The 12,734-nt window shown below is 72.9% G+C and carries 13 protein-coding genes; 9 read left to right on the plus strand and 4 right to left on the minus strand.

Going from position 1 to position 12,734, the window contains the following annotated elements; all coding sequences use genetic code 11:
* Positions 1–19: 19 nt before the first annotated feature.
* From ABEA81_RS29275 to ABEA81_RS29295, 5 genes are read left to right on the plus strand one after another with little or no spacing between them, the layout of a single operon-like run.
* Positions 20–1,306, plus strand: coding sequence for an aromatic ring-hydroxylating dioxygenase subunit alpha (locus ABEA81_RS29275; protein WP_345609309.1), 1,287 nt, complete (start codon positions 20–22; stop codon positions 1,304–1,306).
* A gap of 4 nt (positions 1,307–1,310) precedes the next feature.
* On the plus strand, positions 1,311–1,808 hold the full coding sequence (locus ABEA81_RS29280; RefSeq protein ID WP_345609313.1) for a hypothetical protein: 498 nt from the start codon (positions 1,311–1,313) through the stop codon (positions 1,806–1,808).
* 10 nt (positions 1,809–1,818) lie between these two features.
* Positions 1,819–2,709, plus strand: a complete 891-nt coding sequence (locus ABEA81_RS29285) for a 3-methyl-2-oxobutanoate hydroxymethyltransferase (protein ID WP_345609314.1) — start codon at positions 1,819–1,821, stop codon at positions 2,707–2,709.
* Positions 2,706–3,560, plus strand: coding sequence for an alpha/beta fold hydrolase (locus ABEA81_RS29290; RefSeq protein WP_345609316.1), 855 nt, complete (start codon positions 2,706–2,708; stop codon positions 3,558–3,560). Before ABEA81_RS29285 ends, ABEA81_RS29290 begins: the two co-directional genes overlap by 4 nt.
* A gap of 10 nt (positions 3,561–3,570) precedes the next feature.
* Positions 3,571–4,587, plus strand: coding sequence for a tripartite tricarboxylate transporter substrate-binding protein (locus ABEA81_RS29295; RefSeq protein WP_345609318.1), 1,017 nt, complete (start codon positions 3,571–3,573; stop codon positions 4,585–4,587).
* On the opposite strand, the gene ABEA81_RS29300 is transcribed toward ABEA81_RS29295, so the two are convergent.
* Complete coding sequence (locus ABEA81_RS29300; protein WP_345609320.1) at positions 4,581–5,048, minus strand: RpiB/LacA/LacB family sugar-phosphate isomerase; 468 nt, start codon at positions 5,046–5,048, stop codon at positions 4,581–4,583. The genes ABEA81_RS29295 and ABEA81_RS29300 overlap by 7 nt on opposite strands.
* A gap of 8 nt (positions 5,049–5,056) precedes the next feature.
* Positions 5,057–6,010: a substrate-binding domain-containing protein gene (locus tag ABEA81_RS29305; protein WP_345609322.1), complete on the minus strand. Its 954-nt coding sequence runs from the start codon at positions 6,008–6,010 to the stop codon at positions 5,057–5,059.
* Between the two features lie 115 nt (positions 6,011–6,125).
* On the opposite strand from ABEA81_RS29305, the gene ABEA81_RS29310 reads away from it, so the two are divergent.
* The 4 genes from ABEA81_RS29310 to ABEA81_RS29325 all read left to right on the plus strand — a co-directional run bounded on the left by ABEA81_RS29310 (position 6,126) and on the right by ABEA81_RS29325 (position 9,965).
* Entirely contained in the window at positions 6,126–7,202 is a 1,077-nt protein-coding gene (locus ABEA81_RS29310; protein WP_345609324.1) for a zinc-dependent alcohol dehydrogenase, read from the plus strand.
* Positions 7,203–7,281: 79 nt separating this feature from the next.
* Positions 7,282–7,956: a 4-carboxy-4-hydroxy-2-oxoadipate aldolase/oxaloacetate decarboxylase gene (locus ABEA81_RS29315; RefSeq protein WP_345609391.1), complete on the plus strand. Its 675-nt coding sequence runs from the start codon at positions 7,282–7,284 to the stop codon at positions 7,954–7,956.
* Complete coding sequence (locus tag ABEA81_RS29320; RefSeq protein WP_345609326.1) at positions 7,953–8,969, plus strand: amidohydrolase family protein; 1,017 nt, start codon at positions 7,953–7,955, stop codon at positions 8,967–8,969. The genes ABEA81_RS29315 and ABEA81_RS29320 overlap by 4 nt, the downstream gene beginning before the upstream one ends.
* Positions 8,970–8,975: 6 nt before the next feature.
* The gene (locus ABEA81_RS29325; protein WP_345609328.1) at positions 8,976–9,965 is read left to right on the plus strand and encodes an ABC transporter substrate-binding protein; all 990 of its coding nucleotides are present in this window, start codon (positions 8,976–8,978) and stop codon (positions 9,963–9,965) included.
* Between the two features lie 280 nt (positions 9,966–10,245).
* Here the strand turns inward: ABEA81_RS29325 and ABEA81_RS29330 are convergent, their stop codons facing one another.
* Both ABEA81_RS29330 and ABEA81_RS29335 read right to left on the minus strand, forming a co-directional pair.
* Complete coding sequence (locus ABEA81_RS29330; protein WP_345609329.1) at positions 10,246–11,499, minus strand: NAD(P)/FAD-dependent oxidoreductase; 1,254 nt, start codon at positions 11,497–11,499, stop codon at positions 10,246–10,248.
* Positions 11,500–11,531: 32 nt separating this feature from the next.
* Entirely contained in the window at positions 11,532–12,692 is a 1,161-nt protein-coding gene (locus ABEA81_RS29335) for an MFS transporter (RefSeq protein WP_345609331.1), read from the minus strand.
* Between the last annotated feature and the right edge of the window lie 42 nt (positions 12,693–12,734).

Genomic DNA, 12,734 nt, shown 5'->3' on the forward strand with positions numbered 1-12,734 from the left:
CCTGAGGGGGAGGACGCCCGTGCTTCGTCAGGACATCAACGACCTGCTGACCCGCACCGGTCCGGGCACGCCGATGGGGGAGCTGTTCCGGCAGTACTGGATGCCGGCCTGCCTGGCGGAGGAGCTCCCCGAGGACGACTGCCCGCCGGTGCGGCTCAAGCTGTTGTCCGAGCGGCTCATCGCCTTCCGCGACAGCCACGGCCGCTACGGCCTGATCGACGAGTTCTGCGCCCACCGGGGCGCCTCGCTGTGGTTCGGGCGCAACGAGGAGGGCGGCCTGCGCTGCCCGTACCACGGGTGGAAGTACGACGTCACCGGCCAGTGCGTCGAGGTGCCGTCGGAGGCGGACAACTCCAGCTTCTGCCAGAACGTCAAGCTCACGGCCTACCCGCTGGTGAAGATCGGCGACGTCCTGTGGACCTACATGGGTGACCCCGCGACCCAGCCGCCCCTGCCGGAGTTCGAGTTCGCGCTCGTGCCCCCGGAGCAGACCTACACGTCCAAGCGCCTCCAGCAGTGCAACTGGCTGCAGGCCTTCGAGGGCGGCATCGACTCGAGCCACGTCACGTTCCTGCACTCCGGCGGCCTGCAGAACGACCCGCTGTTCAAGGGCGCGAAGGGCAACGAGTACAACCAGAACGACAAGAAGCCCTTCTTCGAGGTCGCCGACTCCGACGGCGGGCTCTTCGTCGGGGCCCGGCGCAACGCCGAGGACGGCAGGTACTACTGGCGGATCACGCCGTGGGTGATGCCGTGCTTCACGATGGTGCCCCCGCGCGGCGACCACCCGATCCACGGCCACTTCTGGATCCCGATCGACGACGAGAACTGCTGGGCCTACAGCTTCGACTACCACCCCGTCCGGGCGCTCACGGCCGCGGAGCGGCAGGCGATGATCGAGGGCCACGGCGTGCACAGCGAGAACATCCCCGGCACCTACCGGCCCGTCGCCAACCGGGACAACGACTACCTGATGGACCGCGAGAAGCAGCGGACCGGGGAGTACTACTCCGGGGTGAAGGGCATCGCGATCCAGGACGCGTCCCTGCAGGAGAGCATGGGGCCGATCGCCGACCGCACCAAGGAGCGGCTCGTGCCCGCCGACGCCGGGATCATCAAGGCGCGGCAGAAGCTGCGGAAGGCGGCGATCGCGCTGCGCGACCACGGCACCACCCCGCCCGGCGTGGACCCGGCGCACCACCGCGTCCGGTCCGCCGCGGTCGTGCTCCCGCACGCCGAGGCGTTCCTCGACGCCTGCCGCGAGGACGTCCGGGTGCGCCCCGGCATGCCGATCGCGTCGGTGTAGCCGGATGGCCCCCACGTACGTCGACCCGAGCCTGCCGAGCAGCTGCGCCCGCGCGGCGACGGCGGCCGAGGCTCGCTACCGGATCCAGCGGCCGGTGGCGCCTGCGCGCGCCCCGCGGATCATCGCCCTCGACGACGGGGCCGTGGAGATCGTCCGGCGCACCGCGATGCTCCAGTGGTCCAACGCGCGCTTCTACGCCTGCCGGTCGAGCGACGGCACCCCGGAGCTGCGCGGGATCGAGGGCCGCCCGGCCACCCTGGCCGACGAGCTCGCGAGTGCCGACGTCGTCGTCATGATCGCCACGGACGACGGCGGGGCGGACTGCGCACACGCGATCGGGAAGGCCTGCTGGCAGCGCAGCATCATGACGGCGGGCCTGGTCGTCTCGGACGACGACGCCGCGGACCGGGCCGTGGCCGCCCTGCGGCCGCACGCCCGCGTGCTGCTCCCCGGTGCGGACGAGAGCGACGTCGTCGAGCTGCTCACGGCCCTCCGGGCATGAGGGGCCTCGCATGAGCGGCCGGACCACCCTGCGCGGCCTCCAGCGGATGAAGGACGAGGGCCGCAAGATCGTCGGCGTCGTCGCGTGGGACTACCAGGTCGCCCGGATCGCCGACCGCGCGGGCGTGGAGATCGTCTCGGTCGGTGACACGGTCGGCGTCAACCTCTGGGGCCACGCGAACCCGTTCGAGATCACGATGGACGAGATGGTCGTCGTGGCGCGGGCGGTGCGCCGGGGTGTCTCGCGGGCGCTGGTGTCCGCCGACTTCCCGTTCGGCCCGGTGCAGGAGGGCGCCGCCGAGGCCGTGCGCGCGGCGATCCGCTTCGTCAAGGAAGCCGGGGTGGACCTGGTCAAGGTCGACGGCGCCGCCGACCACCTCGACGCGGTCGCGGCGATCACCCGCGCCGGGATCCCGGTGTTCGCCCAGTTCGGCATCACGCCCCAGACGGCCCTGCGCTACGGGGTCGAGTACTCGGCGACGCCGTCCGCGGCCGACCGGGTCCCGGAGGAACTGACCGGCGAGATGGTCGACACGGCACGGCGGCTCGAAGAGGCAGGCGCGGTGCTGCTCAACTTCACGAACTCGGGGCCGCTGGTCGGCGCCGCGGTCGCGAAGGCCGCGTCGGTGCCCGTGCTCGGCGGGTTCGGCGGCGGGCCGTGGCTCGACGGCCGGATGCGCATGGCCCACGCCGCCATCGGCTATGCCGCCTCGGCCATCGACGATCCCCCGGACACCTACGCGAACGTCGCTCGGACCACCCTCGACGCGCTCACGCGCTACGCCGACGACGTGCGGGCCGCCCGTCAGCTCCCCGGCGGTCACGTGAGCGAGCGTGCGAGCGAACCGATGTCACAGCGCGTGCGCGAGGCGCCGGCCGAGCGCAGCGGGGCCGAGCGATGAGCAAGTCCACCGCGGTGGCCGACGGGATCCCCACCCGGTACGAGGTGGCGGGGTCGGGCCCGCCGCTGCTCATGTTCTCCCCGGGTGGCTTCGACGCCACCCTCGAGAGCTGGCGGACGCTCGGGATCTACCGCCGTCTCGACCTGCTGGAGCAGCTGACAGCCCGCTACACCTGCATCACGTTCGACCGCAGGGAGTCCGGCCGATCCGGCGGCCGCGTCGAGCGGCTGTCCTGGAGCCACTACGTCGCGCAGGCGATCGGGCTGCTCGACCACCTGGGCATCGAGCGGGCCCACCTGATGGGCGGCTGCGTCGGCTGCTCGACGGCGGTGGCCATGGCGGTCGCCCATCCCGGGCGCGTGCGGTCCATGGTGCTGTTCTCCCCGGCGGGCGGGGTCAAGTACCGGATGCGGCAGCACGAACGGTTCGCGCGGCACCTCGCCCACGTGCAGGCGCACGGCATGGAGGGGGTCGTCGCGCTCGTCCGGGAGACGGACGCCGGCTTCTCCGCCGATCCGCGCGTCGGGCCGTGGAACAGCGTGATCCGCACCGACCCGGCCTTCGCCGAGGCGTACGCGAGGCAGGACGCCGGCCGGTACGCCCTCGTCGTGGGCGGCACCGCACGGCTGATGTTCGACCGGGACACGGTCCCGGGCGCGGAGCCGGAGGACCTGCTGCGGCTCGGCGTCCCGGCGCTGGTCGTCCCGGGCCAGGACGAGTCGCACGCCCCGTCCGCGGCCCGCTACCTGCAGGAATGCCTGCCCTGTGTGGAGTACTGGGACGTCCCGGTGTCCGGGCAGACGCGGGAGACCGCTCCCGCCCGGGTCCTGAGCTTCTTCGACGAACAGTGAGGAGACGCTGATGGCAACGAGGCCATTGCGCGCCGCCGTGGCCGGTGTCCTGTGCGCCCTGCTCGCGGCGTGCGGGACGGGTGGCGGGGGTGGGCAGAAGGCGGGCCCCTTCGCGGGCGAGGACGTCGACCTCGTCGTCCCGTACGAGCCCGGCGGCGGGTACGACGCCTACGCCCGCGCGCTCGCCCCCTACCTCGAGGACTGCCTCGACGCGACGGTCGTCGTGCGCAACGAGCCGGGCGCGGGAGGGTTGGTCGCGACGAACCAGACCTTCACGGCGGGCACCGACGAGAAGCGGATCCAGATCGTGAACACCGTCGGCCTGGTCTCGGCGCAGATCGCGCAGGCCGAGGGGGTGGGCTTCGACCTGGAGAAGGTCAACTGGATCGGCCGGATCGCGGCCCCGCCGAACGTCGTGGTGGTCGCCACCGGCAGCCCGGTCCAGGGCTTGCCCGACCTCGTGCACGCCGGGCGGCCGGTGCGGTTCGTGTCGACGGGGCCGGGCTCGAACGACTACATCGCACCGAACATCCTGGGTGCGGCACTCGGTTTCCCGCTGGAGATCGTCACCGGGTTCGCGGGCGCTCCCGAGGCACGCGCCGCGGTCGTCGCCGGGAACGCCGACGCGCACATCCTCCCGGTCGACAGCCAGCTGTCGGCGATCGAGTCGGGCGACGTCCGCCCGATCGTCACACTCGACGAGGAACGGGACCCCTTCGTGCCCGACACGCCCACGGTCTTCGAGGCGGCCGCGCCCGACGCCCACGCGAAGGCCATGATCGACAGCCTCGTGGCGCTCGGGCAGACCGGGCGCGCGCTGATGGCCTCGCCGCAGATGCCGGCGGACCGCGTGGAGGCGCTGCGCGCGGCGTTCGGGTGCGCCATCGGCAACCCGGACCTGGTGGCCGACCTCGAGAAGCAGGAGCGGCCCCTCGATCCGCTCGGCGGGCCGGAGACCGCGCAGCTGGTGCGCGACGTGCTCACCGCGCCCGAGGAGTTCCGGCAGCTGATCGTCGCGAGCTACTGAGAACGTTCGATGGCGGCGATCTGGTCCAGCCTGCGCTGGTGGACGCCGCCCTTGAACGGCGTCTCCAGCCAGGTGGTCACGATCTCCCCGGCGAGGCCGGGCGGGACGACCTTGGCCCCCAGCACGAGGACGTTGGAGTCGTTGTTGCCGCGCGAGATCCGGGCGTGGAACAGGTCGGGGCACAGCCCGGCCCGGATGCCGCGGATCTTGTTGCAGACCACGGTCTCGCCGAGCCCGCTCCCGCCGACGACGATCCCGCGCTCGACCCGGCCGTCGACCCCGCCGGCGACCCCGCCGGCGACGACGTGGCGGCACAGCTCGGCGCAGAGCGGCGGGTAGTCCACCTCGTCCGGACCGTGCCCACCGAGGTCGACCACGTCGTGGCCGCTCCCGCGGAGCATCGCCACGAGCCCGGCCTTCAGCGCCACCCCGTTGTGGTCGGCCGCGATCGCGAGGCGCACGAGCGGCCTCAGGCCACGAGCCGGAGCGTGCCGGCGGCGAACAGGTTCTCCAGCTTCACCGGGCGCGAGAGGATCTTCTGGTCGACGCCCGTGCGCACCAGCCGCTCCAGCATCTCGCGGTTCGGCTCGATCCCGTACGGCAGGGGATCGGACCCGGTCAGCTCGAGCACCTGCCGGTTCAGCCGGTCGATGGCGGTCGGCGACGGGATCGACCCGTTGCCCAGCCGGTCGACGTAGTGCTGCTTGGCGCGGGCGAAGGCGTCGAAGATGTCGGCGGCGACGTCGGGCCACTGCCGCAGCACCTCGTCGCGGACGACGATCAGGTGGTTGATCGGGTACAGCCCGCGCTCGCGCAGCGCGGTGAGGGCCGCCTCCGTCGGGTCCGGGATCAGGGGCACGACGTCGGGGGCGTCGATGCGGGCACCGAGCACGGCGGCGAGTTTCCCGCTGCGCAGCAGGTCCTCCAGGCTGCGTGGCGGCTTGACCGGGACGACGTTGGCCGGGGGCCGGTACTGCGGGACGTGCTCGTCGCCGGACAGCACCCAGGTGACCTTGTCGAGGTCCACGCCGTACTCGTCGCGCAGGATCGCGCGAGCCCACACCCCGGTGGTGACGGTGTAGCCCCGGTCGACGCCGACCCGGCGGCCCTCGAGGTCCTTGGGCTGCCGGATGCCGCCCCCCGAGGCCACCTGGATCACGCCGTGGTGCAGCCCGCGGGCGAGGAAGACGGGCAGCGCCGTGAACTCGACCCCGTGCTCCTTCGCCACGAGGTAGGTGGTGAGCGCCATCTCGCTGACGTCGTAGGCCAGCTCGCGGACCATCCGGCGAAAGGCCGAGACGAGGACCGGCACCTCCTCGAACTCGATGCGGAACCCGTGGGGAGTCACCTCCCCGGTCTTCAACGCCTCGTTGGCTCCCTGCGTGCGGGTGACCGTCCGCAGCACGGGCCCGGGTTCCTGCATCTCGATCCTTTCTGGTCGCTCATCGACACCCTATGGTATTACCAATAGACCTCAAAGAGGGGAGGCGGGGTCGATGCCCGATCAGGTGCTGGCAGCCGTCCGGACGGGTCCGGGTGTGACCGAGCTCCGCGAGTTCCCGATGCCCGACATCGACGAGGACAGCGCCCTTCTCGAGGTCGAGGTGGCCGGGATCTGCGGCACCGACGTGAAAATGTACGCGAAGCCACCTTCCACCGCTCCGGTGATCATGGGGCACGAGAACGTCGGTGTCATCTCGCGGGTCGGACCCCGCTTCGCCGAGCGCAAGGGCGTGCGCGAGGGTGACCGGGTCTTCGTGGAGCACTACGTGGGCTGCTTCCACTGCGAGTGGTGCCACGCGGGGGAGTACCGGCACTGCGAGCTCACCGACTGGCGCACCAATCCCGACGCCCGCCGCTACGGCTACACCTCGGCGGAGAATCCCGGCCGGCTGTGGGGCGGTTTCTCGCAGTACATGTACCTGCCGTGGAACGCGGTGATCCACAAGGTCCCGGACGGCGTGTCGGCCGAGCTCGCGGGCCTGGTCACCCCGCTGTCCAACGGCATCGAGTGGGCCCTGAACGCGGGCCGGGTGGGCTACGCGTCCACCGTGCTGGTCCAGGGGCCGGGCCAGCAGGGGTTGTCCCAGGTGGTCGCCTCGAAGCAGGCCGGTGCGTCGCTGATCATCGTGACCGGTACGACACGGGACGCGGCCCGACTCGACCTGGCCAAGGGGCTAGGTGCCGACGCCGTGATCGACGTGCAGCGCGAGGACCCGCTCGCCCGGGTGATGGAGCTCACGAACGGCCGGGGCGTCGACACGGTGCTCGACTGCACCGCGGGGGCCGGCCCGGCACCCGTCCTGCTGGGGATCGACGCGCTCAAGCGCCGCGAGGGGATCATGGTGACCCAGGGGGAGCTCGCCGCGTTCCCGGACTTCCCGCTGAAGAAGCTGACCGAGAAGTCGATCACGCTCGCCAGCGCGCGCGGGCACGGCTACCGGGCGGTCGAGCTGGCCCTCGAGCAGCTCGCGTCCGGGCGTTTCCCGCTCGAACGGCTGGCCACCCACAGCTTCGGGATCGACCAGGTCGATCACGCCATCCGGGCGCTCGCGGGCGAGACCGGGGAGGATGCGATCCACATCTCGCTGTTGCCGTGGAAGGAGAAGACGTGAGCGAGCTCGCGAGCTCACCATCGAACACAGCAATCACATTCACGTGGCCGACGAGCGCCCGCGAGGAGGACAGGTGAATCTGGTGGTCCGCAACCCACCCCGCACGGACCGGGCGCTGGTCGAGGGACTCGCGGAGTTCGGCGTGTCCACGATCCACGAGGCGCAGGGCCGGGCCCATCTGCTGGACCCCGCCCTGCGGCCCATCTGGCCGGGAGCCCGCGTGGCCGGCACGGCGGTGACGGTCAGCGTCCCGCCCGGCGACAACTGGATGATCCACGTGGCCGTCGAGCAGTGCGCCGAGGGCGACGTGCTGGTGGTGGCGCCGACGACCCCGTCGTCGGCGGGGTACTTCGGCGAGCTGCTGGCCACCGCGCTCGCCCACCGGGGCGTCCGCGGGCTGGTGATCGACGCCGGCTGCCGCGACGTGGCCGAGCTGCGCGAGATGGGCTTCCCGGTGTGGTCCCGGCACGTGTCGGCGTTCGGCACGGTCAAGGAGACCCTCGGCAGCGTCAACGTCGGCCTGGTGTGCGCGGGGCAGTGGGTCGAGCCCGGCGACGTCGTGGTCGCCGACGACGACGGGGTGGTCGTGGTGCCCCGGGCGCAGGCCGCCGACGCGCTCGCCGCGTCGCGGGAGCGGGAGGAGCGGGAGGCGAGGGCCCGGGAGCGCTACGCGAAGGGCGAGCTGAGCCTCGACGTGAACTCGATGCGTGATGCGCTCGCCGCCAAGGGCCTGACCTACGTGGACGCCGAATGATCATCGACATCCACGGCCACTACACCACCGTCCCCGCGGCCCAGGTGGAGTTCCGGGACGCGCAGCTGGCCGCCCTGGCCGACCCGGCGGCACCCGCCCCGGAGCCCGCGAAGGTCAGCGACGACGCGATCCGCGAGAGCGTCGAGGGCAACCAGCTGCGGATCCTGCGCGAACGCGGCGGCGACCTGATGCTGTTCTCGCCGCGCGCATCGTCGATGGCGCACCACGTGTCCGACCCGGCGACCGCGCGCGTGTGGGCGGCCACGAGCAACGACCTCGTCGCCCGCGTCGTCGGCCTGTACCCCGAGCACTTCGCCCCGGTCTGCCAGCTGCCCCAGACCCCCGGAGGGGCGCTCGACGACTCCGTCGCCGAGCTGCGGCGCTGCGTCGACGCGGGTTTCGTCGGGTGCAACCTCAACCCCGACCCGTCCGGCGGGTTCTGGGACTCGCCGCCGCTCACCGACGAGTACTGGTTCCCGCTCTACGAGGCGATGGTCGAGCTCGACGTGCCCGCGATGGTGCACGTCTCCGCGTCGTGCAACCCCAACTTCCACGCACTCGGCGCGCACTACCTCAACGCCGACACCACCGCGTTCATGCAGTTCCTCGAGGGTGACCTCTTCACCCGGTTCCCGGCGCTGCGGTTCGTGATCCCGCACGGCGGCGGCGCCATCCCGTACCACTGGGGCCGCTACCGCGGGCTCGCGATCCGGATGGGCCGGCCGGACCCGGCCACGCTGCTCGCCAACGTCTTCTTCGACACCTGCGTGTACCACCAGCCGGGGATCGACCTGCTCGCCGGCGTGATCCCGATCGAGAACATCCTCTTCGCCTCCGAGATGCTCGGCGCGGTCCGCGGGGCCGACCCCGACACCGGCGTCCCGTGGGACGACACGAAGTCCTACGTCGACGCGCTGGGCCTCACCGAGGAACAGCGCCACCAGGTCTTCGAGGGCAATGCCCGCCGCGTGTACCCGCGGCTCGACGCGCGGCTGCGGGCCGCGGGGAAGTAGAACCTGATGGGACGTCTGCGGCTCGCGTTCGCGTGCGGTGACTACGATCGCACGCGCGCGCTGTACGAGGGCACGGTCCGGCCGGACGGGATCGACCTCACCTACCTGCGGCTCCCGGTCGAGGAGACGTTCTTCCGGATGATGCGCCACCGCGAGTTCGAGGTCGCCGAGCTGTCGCTCTCGTCCTACGTGAAGTCCCTCGACCTCGACCCGTCGCCGTTCGTCGCGCTGCCGGTCTACCCGTCGCGGCAGTTCCGGCACGGCGGCATCTTCGTCAACGCATCGTCCGGCATCGCTCGGCCGGAGGACCTGCGCGGCAAGGTCGTCGGCACGCCGGAGTGGCAGCTCACGGCGGGCGTGTGGATCCGCGGCATCCTGGCCGACCGGCACGGCGTACCGGTCGACTCGGTCGAGTACCGGACCGGGGGTCAGGAGACGCCCGGGCGGATCGAGAAGGCCGCCGTCGACCTCGGCGGCCGCGTCCGGATCGAGCCGATCCCCGCGGACACGACCCTGTCGGCGATGCTCGCCGACGGCGGGATCGACGCGCTCTACAGCCCACGGGTGCCCTCGTCGTTCCGCCAGGGCGGTCCGGTGCGGCGCCTGTTCGCCGACCAGGTGGCCGCCGAGAAGGAGTACTTCGCGGCCACCGGGATCTTCCCGATCATGCACGTCGTCGTGGTCCGCCGGGACGTCTACGAGCGCCACCCCTGGGTCGCGCAGTCGCTCACCAAGGCGCTGCACCTGGCGAAGCGGGCGGCCATGGACAACCTCTACGACTCCTCCGCGCTGAGGTTCACGCTGCCGTGGCTCATCCCCGCCGTCGAGGAGGCGAAGGCGCTGATGGGCGAGGACTACTGGTCCTACGGGCTCGAGGCGAACGCCGCGACCCTGTCCACGTTCCTGCGCTACCACCACGAGCAAGGCCTGTCGGGGCGGCGGTACGAGCCGAAGGAGCTGTTCGCCCCGGAGGCCACCGAGGAGTTCGTCATCTAGTCTCTGTTCGCCCTGGTGGGCGGCCCCGTCCCGAGTCGGAGGTTCGGTGCGTGCATCGGCGGATCCAGGTTCTCGCTGAGTGCGCCGGCGAGCCGGCCTCGTACACCGCAGGGGTGCGGCTCGGTCACGATCCGCCCGATCACGGGGCGGACGTTCGCGATCCGGGTGGCACGACCGGGTCATCGCAGAACGCGTAGGGCGCGGCCAGGAGGGGGCCGAGATCGGTCTTCACACACTTGATCCACGGGTGCTGGAGCACCCGTCCACTCACGACGCGGCGTCAGCCCGCCAACAACGACTTGAGCGGGACGGTCGGGTCGGCCGCCGCTGCGGCGGGCAGGGTTGTGCCCATCGTCAGGGCCTTGCGGACCACCAGGTAGTCGGCGGGGGAGTTCACCGCGTCGACGGCGATGAGCGCGCCCTCGCGGTAGTAGAGGACGGCGAACCGCTCGCTGTCGGGTTCGCCGCGCACGTCGTAGTGGTCGTAGCCGATGGACAGGCCGGCGATCTGCAGCCGCAGGTCGCCCTGGTTCGACCAGAACCACGGCACGCTCCGGGCGTCCGCGGTCCGGCCCAGCAACGTGGCCGCGGCGATGCCTGCCTGCGCCACGGCGCCGGGCACCGACTCCAGCCGGACGCGGCCGACGCCGGTCATGGGGTGGGGGAGCACGGTGCAGTCGCCCGCGGCCACCACGGCCTCGTGGCTGGTGCGGGCGGCGGCGTCGACGACGATGCCCCCGCCGACGTCGCACTCGAGGCCGATCTCCTCGGCGAGCTCCGTGCGGGGGGCCACGCCGACGCCGACGAGGACGAGGTCGGCCGGGAGGTCGCGCCCGTCCGCCAGGCGCACGGACCCGACCCGTTCCGTGCCGCCGAACCCCACCACCTCGGTCGTGAGCAGCACCGTGGTGCCGCGGCGCGCGTGGGCGGCGCGGAGGAAGTCCGAGACGACCGGTGCCACCGCGCGCCCGACGAGCCGGTCCGCCGCCTCGACGACGGTGACCTCCTTCCCCTGGGTTCGGGCGGCCGCGGCGGTCTCGAGCCCGATGAAGCCGCCGCCGACGACCACGACCCGCGATGCGGCGGCCAGGCGCTCGCGCAGCCGCACCGCGTCGTCGAGGCCGCGGAGGTAGTGGATGCCGTCGAGGCCGGCCCCGGGGACGTCGAGGCGCCGTGGCCGCGCGCCGACCGTGAGGGCGAGCCGGGCGAAGCGCAGCGTCCGCCCGCCCGTCGTCCGCGCGAGCCCGGGGCGGTCGCCCTCGGGGAGCGCGACCTCCACCACCCGCTCGCCCCGGAGGAGCTCGATCCGCTGCTGCGCGTACCAGGCGGGCGTGCGGAAGGCGAGGGACCCCGCGCCCGCGGAGCCGGAGAGGAACTCCTTGGAGAGCGGCGGCCGCTGGTAGGGCGCGTGCGGTTCGGCGCCGACGAGCGTGATCGGGCTCGGGTCCCCGAGCTGGCGCAGCGACGCCGCGAGCTGCACGCCGGCCTGGCCCGCGCCCACGACGAGCGTGCCGGTGGACGTCGTCTGCGGCATGCGGCGGCCCCTTCCACAGAATGGACTTACCATTATGCCAAAGGGGGCCTGTCTGGGGAAGCGGGGCCACGGCCGCGCAGGGCGAAGGCCGGCAGCGTCATCCCCGCGCCGACCACGGCGATCGCGGGCGTGAGCGGCACGAGCGCCACCATCCCGGCGACGGCCATCGGTGCGGCGAACAGCGCGGCCGCGCGGAACGTGCCGGTGGCCGCGATGGCGTCGCCGCGCTCCTCGGGGTGCACGGACTCGGCGGCCAGCGCCGGGCCCAGCACCTGGACGGCCCCCGCGGCGGCCCCGCTCACCGCGAGCACCACGGCGGCGAGCGCGGTGTTGGTGGCCACCACGCCGGTGAGGGCGGTGGCGCCGCCGGTCGCCACGATCCCGGCGACGAGCGCGCGGGCCGTGAGCCGTGCTCGGACGCGTCCGGAGAGCCCGGTGCCGAGCAGCTGGGCACCGTTCGCGACCGAGATCAGGGCGCCGACCGAGGTGGCGGACCGGCCGGCCGCGTCGAGCGCCACCGGGACGTATGAGGAGAGCAGGGCGCGCCAGCCGCCTGCCGTCATCCCGGCCCAGCAGCCGACGTCGACCCCCGGGCGGCGCCACAGCCGCCCGGGCGGGCGGTCGGGCGGCGGAGTGAACGGCGGCAGGCGGTCGAGCAGGAGGGTGGGGACCAGGCCGGCGAGCGCGATCGCCGCGGCCACGCCGAGCGCGAGCTCCGGTGAGATCTCGGACAGCACGCCCGCGAGCGCGGGCCCGGCGAGCTGTCCCACCGACGCCACGAGGTTCACCTGGGCCAGCGCGCCCGCCGCCCGGCCGCTGCCCCGCACGACGTGGGTCTGGCTGCCCGTCCAGAAGCAGGCCCGGGACGCGCCCTGCAGCAGCTGGGCGATGACGAACGGCACCAGCGCGCTGGACAGGGTGACGAGCACGCAGCCTGCCGCGAGCGTGATCACGGCGCCTGCCATCAGCGTCCAGTCCGGCCAGCGGCGCATCGCCCAGCCCAGTGCCAGCCGGACGGTCATCTGCGAGACCGCGGAGGCTGCGGTCAGCGCTCCGATCTCGAAGGCGGAGTAGCCGGCCTGCAGGGCGAGCAGCGGCAGGGCGACGCTTGCCGCGCCGAGGGACACGGAGTACACCGCTGCTGCGGCGGCCGACGCGACGGCGTCGCGCGAGGGATGATCACGCGAGGGCATGCCCAGCGCCCCGAGTCACTGTGCTCCGATCGGCCGCAGCAA

Source organism: Pseudonocardia adelaidensis (assembly GCF_039543345.1).
GTDB lineage: Bacteria > Actinomycetota > Actinomycetes > Mycobacteriales > Pseudonocardiaceae > Pseudonocardia > Pseudonocardia adelaidensis.

Coding starts and splice junctions, on each gene's coding strand:
- ABEA81_RS29320 (WP_345609326.1), top strand. CDS start 7,953: ATGATCATCGACATCCACGGCCACTACACCACCGTCCCCGCGGCCCAG.
- ABEA81_RS29305 (WP_345609322.1), bottom strand. CDS start 6,010: ATGCAGGAACCCGGGCCCGTGCTGCGGACGGTCACCCGCACGCAGGGA.
- ABEA81_RS29280 (WP_345609313.1), top strand. CDS start 1,311: ATGGCCCCCACGTACGTCGACCCGAGCCTGCCGAGCAGCTGCGCCCGC.
- ABEA81_RS29290 (WP_345609316.1), top strand. CDS start 2,706: ATGAGCAAGTCCACCGCGGTGGCCGACGGGATCCCCACCCGGTACGAG.
- ABEA81_RS29330 (WP_345609329.1), bottom strand. CDS start 11,499: ATGCCGCAGACGACGTCCACCGGCACGCTCGTCGTGGGCGCGGGCCAG.
- ABEA81_RS29295 (WP_345609318.1), top strand. CDS start 3,571: ATGGCAACGAGGCCATTGCGCGCCGCCGTGGCCGGTGTCCTGTGCGCC.
- ABEA81_RS29325 (WP_345609328.1), top strand. CDS start 8,976: ATGGGACGTCTGCGGCTCGCGTTCGCGTGCGGTGACTACGATCGCACG.
- ABEA81_RS29335 (WP_345609331.1), bottom strand. CDS start 12,692: ATGCCCTCGCGTGATCATCCCTCGCGCGACGCCGTCGCGTCGGCCGCC.
- ABEA81_RS29285 (WP_345609314.1), top strand. CDS start 1,819: ATGAGCGGCCGGACCACCCTGCGCGGCCTCCAGCGGATGAAGGACGAG.